Annotated in this window: 20 protein-coding genes; 10 read left to right on the forward strand and 10 right to left on the reverse strand. The window is 72.1% G+C overall.

Annotated elements, in window-relative coordinates; all coding sequences use genetic code 11:
* Positions 1-63 precede the first annotated feature (63 nt).
* Positions 64-819 (forward strand): GNAT family N-acetyltransferase, encoded by a 756-nt coding sequence (locus K377_RS29485; RefSeq protein WP_111666606.1) that lies wholly within the window; start codon positions 64-66, stop codon positions 817-819.
* Here K377_RS29485 and K377_RS29490 read toward each other — a convergent pair.
* On the reverse strand, positions 792-1,220 hold the full coding sequence (locus K377_RS29490; RefSeq protein ID WP_181512672.1) for a MarR family winged helix-turn-helix transcriptional regulator: 429 nt from the start codon (positions 1,218-1,220) through the stop codon (positions 792-794). The two genes, K377_RS29485 and K377_RS29490, sit on opposite strands and share 28 nt — an antisense overlap.
* Positions 1,221-1,513: 293 nt before the next feature.
* Here K377_RS29490 and K377_RS29500 point away from each other — a divergent pair, with 293 nt between their 5' ends.
* From K377_RS29500 to K377_RS29510, 3 genes are all read left to right on the forward strand, one after another.
* The gene (locus K377_RS29500) at positions 1,514-2,611 is read left to right on the forward strand and encodes a tyrosine-protein phosphatase (protein WP_111666609.1); all 1,098 of its coding nucleotides are present in this window, start codon (positions 1,514-1,516) and stop codon (positions 2,609-2,611) included.
* A 91-nt stretch (positions 2,612-2,702) separates the two neighbouring features.
* Complete coding sequence (locus K377_RS29505) at positions 2,703-4,718, forward strand: NADPH-dependent 2,4-dienoyl-CoA reductase (RefSeq protein WP_111666610.1); 2,016 nt, start codon at positions 2,703-2,705, stop codon at positions 4,716-4,718.
* A gap of 98 nt (positions 4,719-4,816) precedes the next feature.
* On the forward strand, positions 4,817-5,347 hold the full coding sequence (locus K377_RS29510; RefSeq protein WP_111666611.1) for a PadR family transcriptional regulator: 531 nt from the start codon (positions 4,817-4,819) through the stop codon (positions 5,345-5,347).
* Between the two features lie 61 nt (positions 5,348-5,408).
* Here K377_RS29510 and K377_RS29515 read toward each other — a convergent pair whose 3' ends face one another.
* Both K377_RS29515 and K377_RS29520 read right to left on the reverse strand, forming a co-directional pair.
* A complete protein-coding gene (locus tag K377_RS29515) occupies positions 5,409-5,900 on the reverse strand; it encodes a hypothetical protein (protein WP_111666612.1) in 492 nt (163 codons plus the stop codon).
* Between the two features lie 161 nt (positions 5,901-6,061).
* The gene (locus K377_RS29520; RefSeq protein ID WP_258395161.1) at positions 6,062-7,063 is read right to left on the reverse strand and encodes a fibronectin type III domain-containing protein; all 1,002 of its coding nucleotides are present in this window, start codon (positions 7,061-7,063) and stop codon (positions 6,062-6,064) included.
* 208 nt (positions 7,064-7,271) lie between these two features.
* On the opposite strand from K377_RS29520, the gene K377_RS29525 reads away from it, so the two are divergent.
* A complete protein-coding gene (locus tag K377_RS29525; RefSeq protein ID WP_111666613.1) occupies positions 7,272-7,991 on the forward strand; it encodes a glycoside hydrolase family 75 protein in 720 nt (239 codons plus the stop codon).
* A 31-nt stretch (positions 7,992-8,022) separates the two neighbouring features.
* Here K377_RS29525 and K377_RS29530 read toward each other — a convergent pair whose 3' ends face one another.
* The 3 genes from K377_RS29530 to dhaK are packed head-to-tail and all read right to left on the reverse strand — an operon-like array spanning position 8,023 to position 10,084.
* A complete protein-coding gene (locus K377_RS29530; RefSeq protein WP_111666614.1) occupies positions 8,023-8,436 on the reverse strand; it encodes a PTS-dependent dihydroxyacetone kinase phosphotransferase subunit DhaM in 414 nt (137 codons plus the stop codon).
* Positions 8,433-9,044 carry a dihydroxyacetone kinase subunit DhaL gene (gene dhaL, locus K377_RS29535; RefSeq protein WP_111666615.1) on the reverse strand — a complete coding sequence of 204 codons (612 nt, stop codon included), beginning with the start codon at positions 9,042-9,044 and terminating at the stop codon, positions 8,433-8,435. Before dhaL ends, K377_RS29530 begins: the two co-directional genes overlap by 4 nt.
* Before the next feature lie 47 nt (positions 9,045-9,091).
* Positions 9,092-10,084: a dihydroxyacetone kinase subunit DhaK gene (gene dhaK / locus K377_RS29540; protein WP_111666616.1), complete on the reverse strand. Its 993-nt coding sequence runs from the start codon at positions 10,082-10,084 to the stop codon at positions 9,092-9,094.
* 349 nt (positions 10,085-10,433) lie between these two features.
* On the opposite strand from dhaK, the gene K377_RS29545 reads away from it, so the two are divergent.
* Positions 10,434-10,721: a hypothetical protein gene (locus K377_RS29545; protein ID WP_111666617.1), complete on the forward strand. Its 288-nt coding sequence runs from the start codon at positions 10,434-10,436 to the stop codon at positions 10,719-10,721.
* 72 nt (positions 10,722-10,793) lie between these two features.
* Here the strand turns inward: K377_RS29545 and K377_RS29550 are convergent, their stop codons facing one another.
* Positions 10,794-11,027 carry a hypothetical protein gene (locus K377_RS29550; protein ID WP_111666702.1) on the reverse strand — a complete coding sequence of 78 codons (234 nt, stop codon included), beginning with the start codon at positions 11,025-11,027 and terminating at the stop codon, positions 10,794-10,796.
* A 235-nt stretch (positions 11,028-11,262) separates the two neighbouring features.
* Between K377_RS29550 and K377_RS29555 the strand changes: the two genes are divergently transcribed.
* The 4 genes from K377_RS29555 (at position 11,263) to K377_RS29570 (ending at position 13,462) form a co-directional block, all read left to right on the forward strand.
* Positions 11,263-11,445 carry a hypothetical protein gene (locus K377_RS29555; protein ID WP_111666618.1) on the forward strand — a complete coding sequence of 61 codons (183 nt, stop codon included), beginning with the start codon at positions 11,263-11,265 and terminating at the stop codon, positions 11,443-11,445.
* A 94-nt stretch (positions 11,446-11,539) separates the two neighbouring features.
* Positions 11,540-11,911, forward strand: coding sequence for a hypothetical protein (locus K377_RS29560; RefSeq protein WP_111666619.1), 372 nt, complete (start codon positions 11,540-11,542; stop codon positions 11,909-11,911).
* Positions 11,912-12,205: 294 nt separating this feature from the next.
* Positions 12,206-12,616: an NAD(+)--rifampin ADP-ribosyltransferase gene (arr, locus tag K377_RS29565; protein WP_111666620.1), complete on the forward strand. Its 411-nt coding sequence runs from the start codon at positions 12,206-12,208 to the stop codon at positions 12,614-12,616.
* A 144-nt stretch (positions 12,617-12,760) separates the two neighbouring features.
* Positions 12,761-13,462, forward strand: a complete 702-nt coding sequence (locus K377_RS29570) for a hypothetical protein (protein WP_111666621.1) — start codon at positions 12,761-12,763, stop codon at positions 13,460-13,462.
* Between the two features lie 32 nt (positions 13,463-13,494).
* Here the strand turns inward: K377_RS29570 and K377_RS29575 are convergent, their stop codons facing one another.
* Genes K377_RS29575 through K377_RS29585 form a run of 3 tightly spaced genes read right to left on the reverse strand, consistent with a single transcriptional unit; the run spans position 13,495 to position 19,936 of the window.
* Positions 13,495-17,412 (reverse strand): WD40 repeat domain-containing protein, encoded by a 3,918-nt coding sequence (locus K377_RS29575; RefSeq protein WP_111666622.1) that lies wholly within the window; start codon positions 17,410-17,412, stop codon positions 13,495-13,497.
* A 5-nt stretch (positions 17,413-17,417) separates the two neighbouring features.
* Positions 17,418-18,806 carry a hypothetical protein gene (locus K377_RS29580; RefSeq protein WP_111666623.1) on the reverse strand — a complete coding sequence of 463 codons (1,389 nt, stop codon included), beginning with the start codon at positions 18,804-18,806 and terminating at the stop codon, positions 17,418-17,420.
* Positions 18,803-19,936 (reverse strand): hypothetical protein, encoded by a 1,134-nt coding sequence (locus K377_RS29585; protein ID WP_146614770.1) that lies wholly within the window; start codon positions 19,934-19,936, stop codon positions 18,803-18,805. The genes K377_RS29580 and K377_RS29585 overlap by 4 nt, the downstream gene beginning before the upstream one ends.
* Positions 19,937-20,016: the final 80 nt, after the last annotated feature.

Below are 20,016 nucleotides of genomic sequence, written 5' to 3' on the forward strand. Positions count from 1 at the left end.
ATGACCCGACCATTGGGTTTGATGGTGCCGGGACACGATTCACCACGCGCGAAGGGGACCGGCATGACGCAGACGTACGAGGAGCACGGGGGCGACGCCCTTCCCGTTCCCGGGACGCACCCGCTGGACAATCCCGCGTACGCCGCGCTGACCGGCCCGCACGCGCACTTCGCCGAGCGGAGCGGCCGGGTGCTGCGCTATCCGTCCGATGTCACGCCGTGGGTGGCCCTGCCCGACGACGTCACGGCCGCGGACTGGGCGGACCTCGCCGCGTTCGCCGACGCCGACGGCGCCGTGCCGGTCCTCGGCACGAGCGCGGAACTGCCCGCGGGCTGGGACGCCGTCTTCGACATTCCCGGAGTGCAGTTCGTCGACGACACCGTGGACGCGGCGCACGACCCGGAGGCGGTGCGGCTGACCGAGGCCGACGTGCCGGAGATGCTGGACCTGGTGGCCCGCACCCAGCCGGGGCCGTTCGAGGTGCGCACCATCGAGCTCGGTACGTATCTGGGGATTCGGCGCGACGGTGTGCTGGCCGCCATGGCGGGGGAGCGGCTGCACCCGCCGGGCTTCACCGAGATCAGCGCGGTCTGCACCGACCCCGCGTTCCGGGGGCAGGGGCTCGGGGGCCGTCTGGTGCGGGCCGTGGCCGCCGGGATCCGGGAGCGCGGCGAGACGCCGTTCCTGCACACCGGTGCGGCCAACACGAACGCGATCCGGCTGTACGAGTCGCTCGGCTTCCGGCTGCGGCGCACCACGCGGTTCCGCACCGCGCGGGTGCCGGCGGGTCTTCAGTCCTCCCGCGCGGCCTCGTTGTAGCGCACCAGGTAGTCGGCGAACCGGGCGAGATCGTCCGCCGGCCAGTCCGTCAGGCGGTCCCCGAAGAGCCGGCGGCGGCTCACCGTCACCTGCCGCAGGATCTCGGCGCCGGCCTCTGTCGGGTGCAGGACCTGGACCCGGTGGTCGTCCGGGGCCACCCGTCGCACCACGAGGCCGGAGCGTTCCAGCGCCGAGACCTGGCGGCTGACCGTCGACTTGTCCAGCGCGTAGTGCGCCGCGAGGTCCGTGGCTCGGCAGCCGCCCCGCTCGTCGAGATGGCTGAGCAGGGTGTACGACACCAGCGACAGCTCGGGGTGGATCCGCGCCGCCGTCGCCCTCGCGCGACGCGAGAAGGACGTCAGCTCCCGCTGAATGACCTCCACGGCCGATTCCCGCTCCACGACGGCTCCTTTCACCCGTTTCGTTGCAGTCTACAACTGGGCTGCGTCGTGCTTCGTCTGCGGCTCCATCTCATCGGGAGGCGGCGCGGAGCGCCTGCCTCAGGGGCGCGGGGAACTGCGCGAGAAGCCCCACCGGGCCGCAGGTGAACGACAAGCCACAGGCGCGGGCCCCCTTGTCACCCGTCACAACCCCACCGCCCCCGCTTTGATCCACGCTCCAGTTCAAACCGGCGCCCCCCGTCGACATCATGGCTGCCGAAGTCGCCGCCCCCACCGCGAGGAGACGCCCGACCATGCAGCCCAGACGCCTGACCGCGGCCGCCCTGGCCACCCTGGTCCTCACCGGCACCGCCGCCCTGGCCCACCCGGCCCTGGCCGCCGGGCCGAACACCCCCACCGCGACGATCACGGAGCGCGCGGCAGCGCAGACCGTGCCGTTCACCCAGGCATCGGCCCGCCTCGCCGCCGACGGCTCGTACACGCTCTCCTGGTCGTCACCGGCGGCGAACGTCCAGGTCACCGCGCACACCAAGCCCGACGCGACCGACCCCGGCACCCCTCTCGGCAGCGCCGCGGGCACCGGCACCCTCACCGTCCCCGCGGGCACCCTCGCGGCCGACCGGCGCTGGTACTTCGAGCTGACCCCCGACACCGGCGGCGCCTACGTCGTCGCCGAACGCTCCCTCGGCATCGCCTCCGCGAAGAACTTCCGCGACGCCGGCGGCTACCGCACGGGCGACGGCCGCTGGGTCAAGTACGGCATCGTCTACCGCAGCAACAAGCTCAGCAGCCTCACCGCCGCCGAGCAGCAGCGCATCGTCGACCAGGGCATCACCCGCGACATCGACCTGCGCAACTACTTCGAGCGCAAGGACGAGCCCGACAAGGTTCCCGCGGGCGTCACCTACCAGGTCGCCGACGTGGTGTCCCTGGCGCACGGGGTGAGCTTCCACGACCCGGCCCTGATGACCCTGGCCCAGGCGATCGCGGCCGGACTGTTCTCCGGCTCCTCCGACCTCGGGCAGTCCATCGGCTACCCGTTCATGGTCAACTTCGTCGGCGCCGACCACGCCTTCAAGGACCTGCTCACCGCGGTGAACAGCAACGCGGGCGCCACCGTCTACCACTGCTCCGCGGGCAAGGACCGCACCGGCTGGGGCACCGCCGTGCTGCTCACCCTGCTCGGCGTCCCGCGCGCCACCGTCGAGGCCGACTTCCTCGCCAGCAACGACTACACGGGCAACCCCGACGCGGTCGAACTCTCCTGGCTGCGCGCCGCGTTCGACGAGGTCGACCACATCTACGGCAGCTTCGACGCGTACCTCCACAAGGGCCTCGGCCTGGACGACGCGACCATCCAGAGCCTGCGGAACCGGCTGCTGACTCCCTGAGGCGTGGCGTACCTCTCTTCTGCAACTTGTTGCATAAACGTGCCGGCGTCGTCTACAACAGTCACGACGTTCGCCGCGCACGGAGGGCCCCATGAGCCGTTACCCCCACCTTCTCGCCCCGCTCGACCTGGGCTTCACCACCCTGCCCAACCGCGTCCTGATGGGCTCGATGCACGTGGGCCTGGAGGAGGCGGAGAACGGCTTCGCGCGGATGGCCGAGTTCTACGCGACCCGCGCCCGGGGCGGTGTCGGCCTGATGGTCACGGGCGGCATCGCCCCGAACGAGGCGGGCCGCCCGTGGGGCGGCGGCGCCAAGCTGACCACCGAGGCGGAGGCCGCCCAGCACCGCGAGGTCACCGACGCGGTGCACGCCGCGGGCGGCAGGATCGCGATGCAGATCCTGCACTTCGGCCGCTACGCCTACCACGAGGACCTGGTCGCGCCGAGCCCGATCCAGGCCCCCATCAGCCCGTTCGTCCCGAACGAGCTGAGTGACGCCGAGGTCGAGCAGACCGTCGAGGACTTCGCGCGCACCGCCGAACTCGCCAAGTCGGCCGGATACGACGGCGTCGAGATCATGGGCTCCGAGGGCTACCTCATCAACGAGTTCATCGTCGCCCACACCAATCGGCGCACCGACCGCTGGGGCGGCAGCTACGAGAACCGCATCCGCTTCCCCGTCGAGATCGTCAAGCGGGTCCGGGAGCGCGTCGGCGACGACTTCATCCTCATCTACCGCCTCTCCATGCTGGACCTGGTCCCCGGCGGCTCGACCCACGACGAGGTCGTGCAGCTCGCCAAGGAGATCGAGGCGGCCGGCGCCACCATCATCAACACCGGCATCGGCTGGCACGAGGCCCGCATCCCGACCATCGCGACGTCCGTGCCGCGCGGCGCGTACACCTGGGTCACCAAGAAGCTCATGGGATCGGTGTCCGTCCCCCTCGTCACGACGAACCGCATCAACACCCCGGAACTGGCCGAGGAGTTGCTCGCCGACGGCGCCGCCGACATGGTCTCGCTGGCCCGCCCGATGCTCGCCGACCCGGACTTCGTGAACAAGGCCGCCGCCGACCGCTCCGACACCATCAACACCTGCATCGGCTGCAACCAGGCCTGCCTCGACCACACCTTCAGCGGCAAGATCACCTCCTGCCTCGTCAACCCGCGCGCCTGTCACGAGACCGAACTCGTGCTCCTCCCCACCCGGACGAAGAAGCGCGTCGCCGTCGTCGGCGCGGGTCCGGCCGGGCTCGCCTGCGCGGTCTCGGCCGCCGAGCGCGGACACGACGTGACCCTGTTCGACGCCGACGCCGAGGTCGGCGGGCAGCTCAACGTCGCCCGCAAGGTCCCCGGCAAGGAGGAGTTCGACGAGACGCTGCGCTACTTCCGTACGCAGCTGGACCTGCACGGCGTCGACGTCCGGCTCGGCACCCGGGTCGCCGCCGACGACCTCGACGGCTACGACGACGTGGTCGTCGCCACCGGAGTCAAGCCGCGCACCCCCGTCATCGAGGGCGTCGACCACCCGAGCGTGGTCGGCTATCTCGACGTGCTGCGCCGGGGAGCGCCCGTCGGCGACCGCGTGGCCGTCATCGGCGCGGGCGGCATCGGCTTCGACGTCGCCGAGTACCTCACCGACGGCGGCGAACAGGCGAGCCAGGACCCGGCCACGTACTTCCGCCTGTGGGGCGTCGACATGGACTACGCCGACCGCGGCGGCCTCACCCGGCCCGAGCGGCCCGCCCCGCCGCGCCAGGTCCACCTCGTCCAGCGCAAGACCTCCAAGGTCGGCGCGGGCCTCGGCAAGACCACCGGCTGGATCCACCGCACCGAGCTGCGCCACCGCGGCGTCACGATGATCGCGGGCGCCACCTACGACCTGATCGACGACGCGGGACTGCACATCACCGTCGACGGCGAACAGTCGCTGATCCCCGTCGACACGGTCGTGCTGTGCGCGGGCCAGGAGCCGCTGCGGTCCCTGTACGACGACCTGGTGGCCGCGGGACGCACCCCGCACCTCATCGGCGGCGCCGACGTCGCCGCCGAACTGGACGCCAAGCGCGCCATCAAGCAGGGCACCGAGGTCGCCGCCGCCCTCTGAACCACTGGCCGAACCCCCTGAACCGGGTGGTCACGTGGCCGGGCCCGCCGGCCGCGTGACCACCCCTCCGTTTGAGAGACCCCCTCTAGGCTTACGCCATGTCACTGCCGCACGCGATCCTCACGGCCCTCCTGGAGAAGCCGTCGTCCGGCCTCGAACTGACCCGCAGGTTCGACCGGTCCATCGGCTACTTCTGGTCGGCCACGCATCAGCAGATCTACCGGGAGCTGGGCAGGCTGGAGCGCGACGGACTGATCCGCGCCCTGCCCGCACAGGCACCGGCGCGCGGACAGAAGAAGGAGTACGAGGTCCTGCCGGACGGGCGGGCCGAGCTGGCGCGCTGGACGGCGGCGCCGCAGGACCCCAAGCCGATGCGTGACCCGCTGCTGCTGCGCCTGCGCTCGGCGGCGGTCGTCGGAACGGCCGGTGTCGACGCCGAACTCCACCGCCATCTCGACCTGCACCGGCGGCAGTTGGCCACCTACCAGGAGATCGACCGGCGGGACTTCCCGCCGGAGAAGAACTCCGAGGCGGACCGGTTGCAGCACGCGGTGCTGCGGGCCGGGATCGACCTCGAGACGTTCTGGGTGCACTGGCTGGAGCGCACGCTGAGCGACCTCGGCGACTGACCTGCACCCAACGAGGAGGGCCGCCGTCCGCACACCGGACGACGGCCCTCCTGTCGTGGGCTCAGGCGCGGCGCCGCCGCAGGTACCAGACACCGCCGGCCACGGCGGCGGCCACCATGGTGCCGCCCGCGGCGTACGTCAGCGTGCCGAAGTCCTCGGACGCCCCGCCGAGACCGCCCCGGACACCGCCCAGCGGACTGGACGTCGCCGAGATCGTCGGACTCGCCGAAACGGTCACCGACTGGGTGCCCGCCGTCGAGTGGTCCGAGCACACGACCACGACCGTGTACGTGCCGGAGGAGACCCCGGTCCAGGTGGTGCTCCCCGACGTGAGCGCCATCTGCCGGCCCTGGGCGAAGTCGGCCTGGCCCGCGGCCAGGAGCGAACCGTTGCCGCCGTTCGTGCAGGCCGTGGTGGTGGCCGTCACCGTGGAGCCCTCGGTGGTGACCGTGATTCCCGAGGCGTGCGCCGCGGGCGCGGCCAGCGCGAGCGGCAGCGCGGCCGCGGCCGCGACGGTGAGCCCGGAGCGAGCGATGGTCGAGGTGATGCGCATGGTCTCTGCCCTCCGGCGGCACAGGAGGCGGTACGTCCCGTGCCCCGCCCGAGTCGGCAAAGCCCGTGCTGCCTGACGCCCAGCCAAAGTCCCTGCCGACGCGGCCGCATGCGGACCGGGGCCGGGCAGGTGACACGTTCCGTCGTCCGGCCCAGCCGCGGCTACTGACGACCGGTCACCGTCCGCTCCGGCGAGAACGCGCCCCAGGTCCCGTCCGGCAACTGCGCCCGTATCTTCACCCGGTGCCGGACATCGGCTGCCTCCCCGCCGTCACCTATGTAGAAGCTGTACTTCGCCGCGCCCTTGGGAGCGCTGTCCCCCCACACGACCGTGGTGGCCTGCTTCCCGTCGAGGTACACCTGGTACGCCGGAACGTCCCCGCCGGTGCGCGGCGCGGTCCAGGTCAGATCGATGTACGCGGCGCCGTCGGAGCGCCGCACGGCCGCCCGGAAGTCGGCGGGCGCGGTGTCGGTCCCCTCGCCCTCGCCCCGTGCGGTCGTCAGCCGCACCGGTTCGCTCGCGGGGGAGGTGTTGTCGGCGGCGTCCCGCGCCCGCACCGAGAAGGTGTACGCGGTGCCCGGCCGCATCCCCGTCAGCAGGGCCTCGGTCTCCGTCCCCGGGACGCTGTGGATCTTCGTCGTGCCCTGGTAGACGTCGTACGACACGACGCCCTTGTCGTCGTCGGCCTTCCGCCACGACAGCGACACCGAGCGAGGCCCGTCCGCCTCGCCGCGCAGTCCGGTCGGCCGTGTCGGCGCGGAGCGGTCCGCGGCGACGGCGGCCGGGGTCGTCACGGTGACCCGCCGGCTCGCCGGGCCCGGCTCTCCGTCCTTGTCGCGGGCCCGCACGGTGAACACGTACCGGGTCCGCGGCTTCAGCCCGGTGACATCGGTCATCTGCTGAGAGGCGGACAGCCGCTTCACCCGCACCTTGTCCCGGTAGACCTCGTAGCCCTCGATGTCGGCGGTGCTCGTCGGCCGGTTCCACATGACGTGCACGGAGGTGGCGCTGCCCGCCTGCGCGGTGACACCGAGCGGCTCCGACAGGGCGGGGCCGCCCGCGTCGTCGCCGGACGACAGCAGCCCACAGCCGGAGAGGACCGTCAACAGCGCTGTGGCGCAGACCGCTTGGGGGAGCAGCGGGCGTGGGGGGACGCGTCGCACGGGATGCCTTCCGCTCGGCGGAACCGAATTGGTACAGACCTGTATGGCATGGGTGACGGGTCCTCATCAAGAGGGGTGCGCGCCCGTCCGGCCCCCGTGCGGTGGACGCGGCCGCGCGGTCACCCCACATTGGACGGGTATGTCCCCCGGTCGTCCCGGCCGGCCCTACGCCGTTGTCCCGCATCCGTCCCCGACCGAAGGCTTGTGCGTGCACCCTCGATCCCTGGCCCTCGCCGCCGTGTGCGGCGCCGCTCTCCTCGCCCCGGCCGCGCTCCCCTCGGCGTCCGCCGAGCCGATCACCCCTCAGGAACCGGACGCCGCCCCGCAGTCCGTCTCCGGGCGGGGCGACGTCAGCGCCTCCGCCCTGCTCGCCGCGGCGCGCGGCTGCAAGCAGATCTCGCACGGCCGCTACCGCAGCGACGACGGAGCCCGCGCGACCGTCCCGGTGTGCGGGCGGCGCGGTGCCGTGTACTGGAAGGCCGACCTCGACATCGACTGCGACGGCCGCCCGGGCCGCCACTGCAACCGCCGCACCGATCCGCTGTTCCAGAACATGACGGCGTACCAGCAGTCCGACGGACTGCACTTGAGCGCGGAGCGGCTTCCCTACGTGGTCGTGCCGGGCGCGAGCCGCATCTGGAAGCCCGCGCGCTCCGGCGTCCGGGGCGGCACGGTCGCCGCGCTCGTCCACCGCGGCAAGGTGCTCTACGCGGTCGTCGGCGACACCGGCCCGAGCGACCTCATCGGCGAGGCCTCCTACGCGGCCGCCCGCGCCCTCGGCATCGATCCCGACCCGGTGCGCGGCGGCACCGCCGACGAGGTCACCTACATCCTCTTCCCCGGCACGACCGCCCGCCCCATCGAGAGCCGCACGGCGGCGGCGACGGCGGGACGGGCGGCGGCCAGGAAGTTCGTGACGGCCGACTGACGCGTCACGGCACGCGGTGGGGCCGTCCCCCTCATTCCTTGCGGTACGTGTACGCCTCGGAGGCTGTGGCCACCACCGCGTCGAGATCGGCACCGGCCGACGCGGAGACGACGGCGGCGACCGCGCCCTCCACGAACGGGGCGTCCACGAGTCGCGTCCCGTCGGGGAGTTCGTCCCCTTCCGCGAGCAGGGACTTCACGGTGAGCACCGCGCTGCCGAGGTCCACCAGGACGGCGACGCCCGCGCCCCGGTCGACCGATGCCGCGGCCGCCGAGATCAGCTCGGAGCTGGTGCCGAGCCCGCCGTCCTCGGTGCCGCCCGCCGCGGCGACCGGCGCGAGGGCGCCGCCCCCGGCGAGTCCGGCCGCGAGCCGGGCCACCGACTCGGCGACCTCCCGACTGTGCGAGACGAGCACGATGCCGACGGCCTTGTCCGGGGCGCTCACGCGGCGCCCCCTCGGGCCGTCTCGGCGAGCGCGCCGATCAGCAGCGCCGAGGACGTGGCACCGGGATCCTGGTGCCCGATGCTGCGCGGCCCCAGATAGCTGGCCCGTCCCTTGCGGGCCTGCAAGGGTGTCGTCGCCTCCGCGCCGTGCTCGGCGGCCGCCCGGGCCGCCGCGAAGTCTCCGCCGTCCAGCGCGTCCACGGCCGGCACCAGCGCGTCGAGCATGGTCTTGTCGCCAGGCGCGGCTCCGCCGAGCGCCGCGACCGCGTCGACCCCGGCCCGCAGCGCCGCCGCGAGATCGGCCTCGCTCACCTCGGCCGCGTCGCCGAGCGCCTTGCCGGTGCGGCGCAGCAGCGTCCCGTACAGCGGACCGGACGCGCCGCCCACCTTGGAGATCAACTGCCGTCCCGCGAGGGTGAGTACGCCGCCCGGTGTGTCCGGCGACTCCTGTTCGATGACCTGCGAGACCGCGGCGAAACCGCGCTGCAGATTGCTGCCGTGGTCGGCGTCACCGATCGCCGAGTCGAGTTCGGTGAGCCGGGTCGCCTCGTGGTCCACGGCCACCGCGGTCGCGAACATCCAGCGCCGGAAGAAGTCGGCGTCGAGCACGTGATCTCCTTGTCTGGTGGATACGTCGATGATCTCGGGCCGTACTGTCACCTGCCCCAGCGCAGCCCCGCCGTGCTGACCGGCGCGTCCCACAGCCGCAGCAGTTCCTCGTCCATCTCGCAGAGCGTGACGGAGGCGCCGGCCATGTCGAGGGACGTGACGTAGTTGCCGACGAGGGTGCGGGCGACCGGCACCCCGCGCTCGCCGAGCACCCGCTGCACCTCGGCGTTGAACCCGTACAGCTCGAGCAGCGGGGTGGCGCCCATGCCGTTGACGAGCGCCAGGACCGGGCTGCTCGGGTTCAGGTCCTCCAGCACGGCGTTCACGGCGAAGTCGGCGATCTCCCGCGACGTCATCATGGGGCGCCGCTCGCGTCCCGGCTCGCCGTGGATGCCGATCCCCAACTCCAGCTCGCCGGAGGGCAGATCGAAAGTGGGCGCACCCTTGGCCGGGGTGCTGCACGCACTGAGCGCGACACCGAAACTCCGCGAGCGCTCATTGACCAGCCGGGCCACGGCCTCCACCCGCTCCAGCGGCTGCCCCTCCTCGGCGGCCGCGCCCGCGATCTTCTCGACGAACAGGGTGGCCCCGGTGCCGCGCCGGCCGGCCGTGTAGAGGCTGTCGGTCACCGCGACATCGTCGTTCACCAGGACCTTGGCGATCTGGATGCCCTCGTCCTCGGCGAGCTCGGCGGCCATGTCGAAGTTGAGCACGTCGCCGGTGTAGTTCTTCACGATGAACAGCACCCCCGCGCCGCTGTCCACGGCGGCCGCCGCCCGCACCATCTGATCCGGCACCGGCGAAGTGAACACCTCACCCGGACAGGCGGCCGACAGCATCCCGGGCCCGACGAACCCGCCGTGCAGCGGCTCGTGCCCCGACCCGCCACCGGACACCAGCGCCACCTGCCCCGCAACCGGCGCGTCCCGCCGCAGGACCACCCGGTTCTCGACATCGACGACCAGGTCGGGATGGGCCGAGGCCATCCCGCGCAGGGCATCGTCGACGACGGTCTCGGCCACATTGATCAACATTTTCACGGGTACCTCCGGGTGACGTTGGCGACTGCTGCTCCGGCCTGCATCGTTCCTGGGCGGAGAGGGTGCGGGCGGTTCTGGATCTTGGCGGTCCCTGGTGGGTTGTGGTGGGGTTTCGCGGTACGGGTGCTGACCTGATGCTGACGTTTGTGACGGTTTGTCAGGTAGCGGTGGGCTGTGGTCGTCGCTCTGAGGCCAGTATCTGCGGATGCCGCGCGGGGAGCACCCGGCTGGGCCCGATCGGCGAGGTGAGCCGGTTCGGTGCGCCGGATGCCGCCTATCGGGTTGTCCCGTTTCACCCGATGTGTGGCGGTGCATGGGGTTATGTATGTCGACTCGTAGTCTCCGGCAGATGATCGTCGTGTTTGAGGACCACAGCGGCTATGTCGCCGTCCACCATGGCTGGGAGCGGTCCGTCGAAGGGGGAACCGCGCTCATGGCAGTGGCCGGCCTCTACGACCTTCTGGCGTCTGCCCGAGACGATGGAACCTCACACCTGCTCGCCACCGCTTCAGGGATGCCGGCCACGGTCGCCGACATCGATCAGGCCCTGGTGGAGATCGGTGAGTACGCCCAGGCCAAGGGGCTTGAACTGTCTCTGCGGGATGAGCCGCAGATGTGCGGTCGCGCCGGCGCGTGAGGGGCACCCCCTCGCTGCGGCGCGGGCCACCCTGCGGACAGCCGGGTCGGACCGCGCCGATCCGCGAGCGGCCTACCTCTCCGGCCTCGGAGAGTGCCGGGCGACCTGCCGGAGTTCCTTCTCCACCTCGTGGTGGTCGAGCCCTTCGGCGGCGGCGTACTCGGTCACGGCCTCCTGCGCGCGTGCCGCGGCGTCGAACCACACGGCCCGCTGCTGCTCGCGCTCTCCATCGTCGAGGTGCTCGATCTTCCGGCCCTCGTCGTCGGCGGCGCGCTGCAATGCGATCAGTTCCTCGGGTAGCTCCACGGGGCGGATCATAAGCAGGCCCCCGGCGAACGGCGCAGGCGGCACGACGAAGCCATGGCCCGGATCACCGGGCGCGGCACCCTGGAACAGGAGAAAGCGCGCAGGGCTTATCAGGAATCTCCTGGTCGCACAGCACCCTTGGGACTGAGGCGTATCCGGTACATCGGCGTCTACCGTCAGGGTAGAACGCGGTTTGTGGGTGAAGACTCGACCGCTGCCGACCAAAGGGGAGATCATGCTTGTCGCCATCGCGCTCATAGTCATCGGACTGCTGGTCATCGCAGCCTTGCTGCTGATCCTGCGCCGCCGCGGCGGCGAGGGTGTGCGCGGACACGCGGAGAGCACCGCCCAGCTGCGCGGCCAGTCGGACGGCTGGTCCGACGGCAACTCCTTCCGTCAGAAGTCGGGACCTCAGTGACCCCCGGGGACTGATACCGCTTCGTCGAAGGCGGTCCGGCGGGACAGGCGCGATCATGGGACTGGATCGACCGGACCGTTGAACAGGACATCCCATGACTTTGCAGGAAGGCCAGCGGGTCAAGCTGGCCGCCGATCTCCGCCTGACCGACCCGATCGAGGTGTCCGGAGCGGTCATCGGCATCCTCTCCCTCGCCGCCGACACGGCAGGGACCGTTGAAGAAGTCGTCGAACACGTCCGCGAGGACGCCGACGTCCGCGAGTACGAGCGACTCAAGTCGCTGCTCGACTCCTACGGTGACGGAATGCCCCCGGAAAGCAGGAGGCAGTTGGAGGAGAAGGTCGGCGCACTGCATCCGGCGTGGGCCGCGTTCCAGGAACAGGGGCCACTGGTCACGGTGCAGGTCCGCTTCGACAACGGACTCATCCTGAGCGCGTCACCGCAGGACCTTTACGTCTCCGTGTGAGCGGTGGCGTGGGCGCGCTCTCGCTACGTCACACGCTGCGCGTCCGGTGACGGCGAGCGAGTCGGGCTCCCGCGTCGCGATCCGGAAGGTCCGGACTGGTACTGCCCGGTCCGGATCACGGGCCATCCCGGTGTCAGCGAACGCGTGAAAGCGATCTTCTGAGTCGACTCGCCCTCGGGGAGAGCGACCTGAGACTGACGCAGGTCTCGACCATCGACACGGCCCCGCGCGGTCATGAGGTAGCGCACAGCCGATCCCGGAGGGGTCTGGGGAGGCAGCCCGTAGGATGCCACGGTGATCGATTTGCTGGATGAGGGGCCGTTCTTCCACGGCACAAAGGCCGATCTGAGGATCGGGGAACAGCTCAGGGCCGGATTCCGCTCCAACTATCGGCCCGAGATCGTGATGAACCACATCTATTTCACCGCGCTGCGCGACGGGGCCGGGCTGGCTGCCGAACTCGCCGCTGGTGACGGAGCGCCGCGTGTGTACGTCGTCGAGCCGACCGGCGAGTTCGAGAACGATCCGAACGTCACGGACAAGAAGTTCCCCGGGAATCCCACCCGCTCCTACCGCAGCAGGGAACCGCTGCGGGTCGTCGGCGAGGTCACCGACTGGGCTCGACAGACGCCCGAAGCGCTCCAGGTGTGGCGCGACCGGCTGGCAGCGATCCGCCGGGACGGCCGGGGAGAGATCATCAACTAGGGGCAGTCGCGTCGGGGACCACACGCGAAGGGTGAGAGCCGGCCCCGGCCCAACGAGCTGCAGAATTCGCTTTCTCCGGTGAAGGCCATGGCGTAACGTCGCGCTCTTCGCCGCTGGGCGGTGGAGTACCGGCAGGAGACTGTCATGTCTGATCCGCAGCAGCGGCTGCAGCGCGCGTTGGACGCGCTGGACGAAGCGTTCGTACCGGCGCGGGACTTCGTCCTCGACGGATGCCTGTACTGCTACGGCGAGGCGGATGTCGCCGCACTGGCCGGGCCGCCGGAGGCGGTGCCCGACGACCTGGTGACGACCCCGCTGAGCGAGGTGCCCTCGCACTGGGACAAGCCGGAGGAGATGCTCCGCCGGATGGTGCCCCGGATCGCGCGGCTTCTGGTGCGAGGCGAGACGTACCTCGACGAAGGGCTGATCGGGACGCGGTTCGTCCAGGCCGACTGGACGGGGTGGCCCCCGGCGGAGACGGCCGCGCTGCGGGAGCTGTGGTCGGCCTGGTGGGCGGCGACGCTCGACCGGTACCCCGCGCCCATGCCGGCGCACGACGTACTGAACATCGTCACGGTCGTCACGGGTGCACTGAGCCCGTGGCTGGACGTGTGGGAGCACGCCCGTACTCCCAGCGCGGACAGGCATCTTGAGGAGCTTGTCGATCTGTGGTGCTTCGAGGACCAGCTGTCCGAGCTGAAGCTGGGCTTCTACGACGAGTACGACGCCACCCCGGAGTTGCTGCCGTGGGTGCTCGGCCACGGACGCACACGGATCGGACCGAGCTTCGTCGCGCAGTTGGACGAGCTGGAGCAGTACTCGTCGTACCTGAATCCGCCGGGGTGACGGAACGAGGGCGGGCACGAATCGCGGAACCCTCACTCGTCCGGGCAGGCCGGATGCCACTCGGCGTCCTCGGCGTACCGGGCGAGTTCGGCGCGTGTGAGGCCCCGGTCGGTGGCCGCGCAGGCCGCGGTCACGGGGGCCTTGGCCGCCGTGACCGTTTCCGTCGCGTTCCGCTCGGCGAAGTTGGAGTAGCCCATCAGCACGCGACCCGGCTGGAGCGCGAGAGCCTCGGGCCACTCGCCGAACCCGGCCTTGCCGACGGACACCGGCTCCATCCCCTTGCGGAGGAACCAGACAGTCAGGTTCTTGTACGAGCGGCTCACCCCGAGCGCGCCCCATGAGCCCTCCGCGACGACGTCCATGTCGTGCACGCCCTTGGGGACCGGCAGGTTGTCGGCGCTCCGTGGTGCCGCGTCGCCGTCCAAGGTCCATCCCTTCGTGCCGGTGCGGAGCGTGTGGCCGTCCTCGCTGAACACGAGGCGGCCCGACCCCGCTCCCTTTTTGATCACGTGCGTTCTGACCGGATCTCCCGTTCCCGACAGGTCCCACACCGCCAGACCGGCCGCTCCGCCGTCCAGGACGAGCGTTCTGCCGTCGGGGGAGAGGACCCCTTCGCGCGGGTCGGGGGCGTCGGCCGAGGCGGACACGGAGGAGACGGAGGCCGCGGGCGAATCCGGAAGTGTGACCGTCGAGGCGATGTCGTACTCCTCGGGTCCCGCGCCGTCTCCGGGGATGTTGCCGGGTGTCGGTGTGCCGGGTGGGGGCGTTTCGTACTCTTCGGGTCCTGCGCCGTCTCCGGGGATGTCGCCCGGCGTCGGCGTTCCGGGCCCGTCGGTCACCGGTCGCGCGGCACCCTTCGAGAGGCGGTGCGCCTTCCCGGCCCGCGTGCCGTCGGCGTTCACGTGCCAGACCAACGCCTCTCCCTTGCCGGGCAGATCGGCGACCACGGTCCTGCCGTCCGGTGTGACCAGAAAGGCGTCGATCCCACCGGTCGCGTACCCGGAACCGTCCGCGCTCGGACCGGAGGCCTCCTGCGCGATGTCGGCGGGCAGTTCGAGCGTCGCATCGAGCTTGCGCGGGTGCTTGCGGTCGCTGACGTCCCACAGCGAGGCGACTCCCTGACGCAGGACCGCGAGCCGGGTGGCGTCCCGGTCGATTCCCAGGGCGTCGGCGGGCTCAGGCAGCGTGGCCAGGACGCGGTACGGGGGTCCGGAGGACGTGTCGAGCAGGACGGTCTCCTGTTCCTGCTGCTGGGTTCCGGACAGGTACTGGGTGGCGGCGAGCACCGATGCTCCGGCGGCGAAGGCGTGGGCCTTGAGCGAGCGTGGCGGATCCGCCACGGTGGCCGTGGAGATGTCGTCGACGGCCCAGAACCGCACGGTGCCGTCGTCCCCGCGCACCGCGAGACGTGACCCGTCGGGGTTGTACGCGAACAGCGGCGCCGACTCCTCGGTGACCGGGGCCGTCGACACCCGTCCGGGCTTCGTCCGCAGGACGGTGCCGGTGCCGAGGAGAATCACGCCGTCCTCGTCGACCGCCGCGCCCACGCTGTGCGGGCCGGGCACCATCCGCATCATTCCGCGCGAGGTCTCCTCGAGCACCGCCTTCCCGCCGGCGCCGCCCGAGTCCAGCCGCCACATCCGCACGAACTTGTTCCCCGCGCCCACGGAGGCCGCCAGAGGATGCGTCGTCGTGCTGTAGAGGATGTCGCCGAAATCCTCGTCGACGCCGAAGTCCAGGTCGCTCGTGGGATTGATGTCCCCTCCGGGCCTCGGGTCGTCCGCACCGGCGGACACCCCCGGATTGAAGGTGTACGCAGTGGGAAGCGCGGCCTTCGCGGCGTCGTGCACCCGGATCGTGGTGCCGTCGGTGACCGCCACCAGCTTGCCCGAGTGATTGACCGTCACGGAGCCGAGTTCGCTGCCCTCCTCGCGCGAGTAGCCCGCGAACCGGCCCGTCCGCCGGGGCGCCGCAGGATCCGTCACGTCGTACACCCTCAGTTCCTGGGACTTCTCCCCGTCGGCGTCCGCCGCGCCAGTGGGACCCAGGACGGCGAGAGTCCGTCCGTCGCCGCTGACGGCCGCGCGCAGCACCTGTCCGCCGGGCAGCGTGCCGAGACGGCGCGGGTGCGCCGGGTCGGCGAAACTCCACAGGTCGGCCCGGTGGCCGGTGGTGCCGATGAGCACGGTCGAGCCGCCGGGCGCGGTCAGGGGAAGCAGGACCGGGACGGGGTCCACGCGGTACGAGTCGGTGTCCGGGCCGTCGTCGCGTGGCGTGGACGCGGTCGCCGTCTTCTTGCGCGTCACCGCGTCCCACACGGTGACGCGGTCCTTCGTCCGGGTGAGGAACGTGCGTCCACCGCGCGTGTAGGCGATCGCCTCCGGCGCACCCCCTGCCCCTGCGGCGGGGATCTCGCCCCGGTAGCGGGTCTCCAGAAGAATGCGCAGCATGGCGTCGCGGGCGGTGCCGCTGGCGTCGATGCGGTGGGCCGTCAGGGCCAGCCGCAGGGCCTTCGCAGGGTCGGAGTCCTGGACCGAGGCGGCTTCGTTGAGCAGGCTGCGCGCCTGTTTCTGCCGCGCCTCGGCTCTGGCGTTCTGCCGCTGCTCGTAGGCGAGGTACGAAGCGAGGACCAGTCCCGTGACGAGCAGGGGACCGAGTACGAGGGCCAGGGTCTTCCAGCCGAACCTGCGGACATGGCGCGCGGCCCGCTGCACGTCGCCTGCGGTTCTGATCTCAGGACCGCCGGGGCGTTCGGCAGCGGCGCCCTGGGCCTCGGCACCGTCGCGCCCTGCGACGACGAGGATCTTGACGCCGTCGGCGGCGCCCACCTTCGCGCGGATGCCGGTCACGGACTCCAGCTGCCCGCCGGGGGTGACGGCCGCGCTGACGGCGTTCGACGGGGTGACGAAGCGGAGTGTGAGACGGCTCGTCAAGGGCCGGGCGAGTTCGTGCAGCAGCACCGCGAAGGCCGCGCCGAGGGAGGGACCGGCGATCCGGTGCCGCGCTCCGTCCCTGACCGCCTGCTCGGAGGAATCCTCGACGGCGGAGAGCGACCACAGTACGGTGCCGGTCAGTCTGCCGCCGGCCGCCTGCCACGCGTTGCCGAGGGCCTCGGTGAACGGCTCGTCCGCCGTGAACAGCGTCATCGTCGCGGGGTCCGGTACGAGACAGTGCGGACCGCCTCGCATGACCGTCAGCGAGAGGCGTCCGGAGAACCCGACGCCGTTGAGTTCGTACAGTGTCCGTACTCTCGCCGGTTTGCGGGTCCTGCCCGGCAGCCGTCCCAGTGCGATCCTGCACAGGGCCAGGGCGACGGCCGTGACCGCGACCGACGCCTCACAGCCCGGGGCACCGTCCGCGGCATCCCCCGTGCTCCTCTCACCACCGGTCCAGCCTGTCGTCCGCGCGAGCCGCGCCAACGCGCGCTCCAACGAGGCGTCGCCCTCGGCGAGTTGCCCCGGTGTCCACGGACCCGCCAGGCCGTGCGGGGACGCGCCCGACGACTCGTACCAGGCAAGGGCCACCGCGAGGCGGCCGGGGTCCGGATCGGGGTCGACCAGCTCCAGGGCGAGCCCGGCCTGGACCCGCACCGCGTGCAGGCCCGCCCACTCTCTTCGGCCGAACACCCTGAGTCCGGACACCTCGTTGAGCCTGCGCACCAGATCCGCGGGGGACTGGTGGCCGGTGAGCCCGCCGAGCCGGTCGTGCAGCTCGCTTTCGCCGGCGTACAGACTGCGCAGCTTGGCCGTGTCGCCGCCCTTCACCAGTCGGCCCAGCCAGGGCAGGAGCACGGAGCGTTCGCCGTACAGCGGTGCGCACACGGCGTCCGAGTCGGCGAGGTCCAGGGTGGGGTCCGGGTCGGTGCGGAGCGCGAGGTCGAGCTTGCCGAGGAACTCCTCCTTCGTCCGGTCCTCGTCCTGCTCCCGCCCCGAGCGCGACAGAATCGCCATGCCTCTCACTCCCCTTCGCCGTCCACCGCGTCCTCCACGGCACGCCGTACCGGATGGCCCGCGGTGAGGTCCGCCACGAGGTCCAGCCAGGCCGTCCGGTCGGAGGAGCGCGCCAGGCACGCCTGCGTGGCCCGGACCACGGCCGGATCGAGCGAGGGCACGTCGGCGCGGCCCAGCGGCGGACCCGACTGGTCGGCCGTGACCACATCCGGCGCTCCCTCCGCCACGGTCAGCACCAGGGCCCCGGCGCGTCCGCGGCTGCCCGCGCGCAGCAGTACGTACGCGTCCGTCGCCTCGGTCGCCCCGGTGATGCGCACCGGGAGCAGCAGCACGTCCCCGTACCCGTCGGACAGCAGGCGGTCGTACGTGTCGTCCCGGGGCGTCGCGGCCGCGACGTACATGCTGTTGTCGGAGGCGAGGGTGAGGGTGAGGGTGAAAGTCTCCCGCGCCACCGTTTCCCGGATGCGCTGCGGCTCGTCGGCGGCGGCGGGCGCGAACCAGGACCGCAGGCTCGCCGGCTCCCCGTACCTCAGCGCCCCCCACACGACCCCGCCGGTCCGGCTCGCTGTGCCCGGGGGGCCGTCGGCGTCCAAGGGCTCGGGTGCGGCTCGGGCGAGCCGGTCGACGGCCAGTTCGGACGTGCTGGACAGGAAGGGGTCCGCCCGGCCGACGGCCCCCAGAAGCTCCGTCAGCCGCTCTCGGGTCCGCTCCGGGATCCGGCCGGTCGCGGCCCCCGCGAGGCGTGTGCACAGAGTGGTCGTCGCCACCCGCCGCACCTCGGTGTCGCCCGCGTGCAGGGCCGCGTCGAGTTGTTCCAGAGCGGCGGTGAACCGGGACCCGGCGGGCGAGAAGTAGTGCCGAAGCCGCACGGTCCCGGCTGCTTCGGTTCCGCCCGGCGCGGGGTGGTCTCCCGCACCCTCTATCGCCGCGCGCACCCGGGCGGCCAGCCGGTCCACCCGCTCCCACGGCAGGATGTGGAAGCACTCCGGCACCGGCCGCCCCTCGGCCGTCATCCGGTCGAGCAGGCTGAACCGCAGCCCGGGGTCGGCGGCCCGCAGCTCTTCGGCCTCCGCCGGTTCCCATCGGTCGGCCGGCCAGCGCCGTTCGAGCGCCGCGACGGTGCGAGCGACCTCGGGACCGGCGGGCAAGGGCTGCCCCAGGTCATCGAGTTCGAACACCGCGCTCCCGGTCGCCGGTTCGCTCAGGGCGAGTGCGTGCCCGTCTCCGTCAAGGGGCAGTGCGACGCGCTGCCATCCGGAGGCGAAGCGCGGCAGGCTCCGGGCGTCGGTGCGCTCGTCGCCTTCGTTGAGGGGGCCCACCGGTGTCCAGCCCCCGCCGGAGGTGGAGACGGCGGCGCGTACCCAGGACGTCAGAGGGCGGTGTACGACGGTCATGCGCGTTTCCCCTCGCCGCTCGTGCTGCCGGGGTCACCGGTGCTTCCGCTCGGCTCCCCGGTCCCGTCGAGGCGGCGGATCAACGTCTGTGTCACCGGACCGAGTGCGACGGCCAGCTCGTGTGCCCGCTTCCGTCCCTCGGCGGGAACGGCCCTGCGCCAGCCCGATCTCAGCAGGCGCCAGTCCTCTTCGGACAGCCGGTCGTGCAGGTCGTCCGGCAGGCGCGCGGCCCACTCCCGAAGTCCGTCGGTGTCCGCGTCCGGGTAGCGCACGGCGAACTTGAGGAAGCGGACGAGCACTCCGGCGGCCCGTTCCGGCGGCCGCTCGGCGTTCCGGGTCGCCAGCACCTTCGGCCGGGAGCGCAGGTGGGCGAGCCCCACACCGGTCGGGTCGACGAGGACGCTGCGTCCGTGGTCGTAGTAGAGGCTGTTGACCGTCAGGTCGCGGGAGGTGACGTCCTCGGCGAGGCCGCCGCCGTAGGCGGAGGACAGGAAATCGGTCACGGCGAGCGCTTTGTACTCCAGAATGCGCCCGTTGCCCCCCTGCGGCGGCCGGGACAGGTGGACGACCAGGCTTGCGGGACTCACGGCCGCCCGGTAGTCGCCCAGGGCCGCGAGCCTGGAGCGCTCCTCGAGGTCCTGGAGCATGCGCAGGGGCGGCAGCGTCCCCGCGAAGTCCAGGTCGTTGGGGCGGGCCGCGGGGCCGATGTCGACGAGGTCGCGGACGGCTCCGCCGATCAGCCAGAACGCGTGGCCCAGGTCCGGGACCCGGGTCATCGTCTGCCGTACGAAGGCCCCTTCGGCACCGGACTCGTCCAGGCAGCCGTCGACGGCCGCGCCGATGCCGGGGGCCACCTCCTCGGCGGCGTGGAAGTCCTCCGGCGCGCACGTCTCGGCCGGGTGCGGCCCGGTGAACTCCAGGTGCACGTCGGCCGGTCCCGGGCCGTCCGGCGGCACGCACGGCGCCTCCCGGTCCCGCTCGCGCAGCAGCACCTCGCGCAGGGTGCCGTGCGGTGCGGCGGTGAGGCCGACGCCGAGGACGGTCTCTCCGTCCGCCAGATCGCCCCGCGCCACCGTCCCGTCGGACGCGCGCCGGTAAGGCGTCCTGAAATCCTGTCGTTCCACGGTCACCGGTACATGCCCCCATCGGCCACGCGCACGTCGCCGCCCTCGTGTCCCGCTCACCGAGCACTGTCGCTCCCTCGTTCGGC

Origin of the sequence: Streptomyces sp. PsTaAH-137 (genome assembly GCF_003259365.1) — a bacterium.
In the GTDB taxonomy this organism is placed as follows: Bacteria; Actinomycetota; Actinomycetes; order Streptomycetales; family Streptomycetaceae; genus Streptomyces.

Bases quoted from the DNA above. Each gene is read 5' to 3' on its own strand.
- K377_RS29560 (WP_111666619.1), top strand. From the start codon at position 11,540: ATGACTTTGCAGGAAGGCCAGCGGGTCAAGCTGGCCGCCGATCTCCGC.
- K377_RS29570 (WP_111666621.1), top strand. From the start codon at position 12,761: ATGTCTGATCCGCAGCAGCGGCTGCAGCGCGCGTTGGACGCGCTGGAC.
- K377_RS29580 (WP_111666623.1), bottom strand. From the start codon at position 18,806: ATGACCGTCGTACACCGCCCTCTGACGTCCTGGGTACGCGCCGCCGTC.
- K377_RS29510 (WP_111666611.1), top strand. From the start codon at position 4,817: ATGTCACTGCCGCACGCGATCCTCACGGCCCTCCTGGAGAAGCCGTCG.
- K377_RS29500 (WP_111666609.1), top strand. From the start codon at position 1,514: ATGCAGCCCAGACGCCTGACCGCGGCCGCCCTGGCCACCCTGGTCCTC.
- K377_RS29575 (WP_111666622.1), bottom strand. From the start codon at position 17,412: ATGGCGATTCTGTCGCGCTCGGGGCGGGAGCAGGACGAGGACCGGACG.
- K377_RS29485 (WP_111666606.1), top strand. From the start codon at position 64: ATGACGCAGACGTACGAGGAGCACGGGGGCGACGCCCTTCCCGTTCCC.
- K377_RS29555 (WP_111666618.1), top strand. From the start codon at position 11,263: ATGCTTGTCGCCATCGCGCTCATAGTCATCGGACTGCTGGTCATCGCA.
- K377_RS29505 (WP_111666610.1), top strand. From the start codon at position 2,703: ATGAGCCGTTACCCCCACCTTCTCGCCCCGCTCGACCTGGGCTTCACC.
- K377_RS29545 (WP_111666617.1), top strand. From the start codon at position 10,434: ATGATCGTCGTGTTTGAGGACCACAGCGGCTATGTCGCCGTCCACCAT.
- K377_RS29515 (WP_111666612.1), bottom strand. From the start codon at position 5,900: ATGCGCATCACCTCGACCATCGCTCGCTCCGGGCTCACCGTCGCGGCC.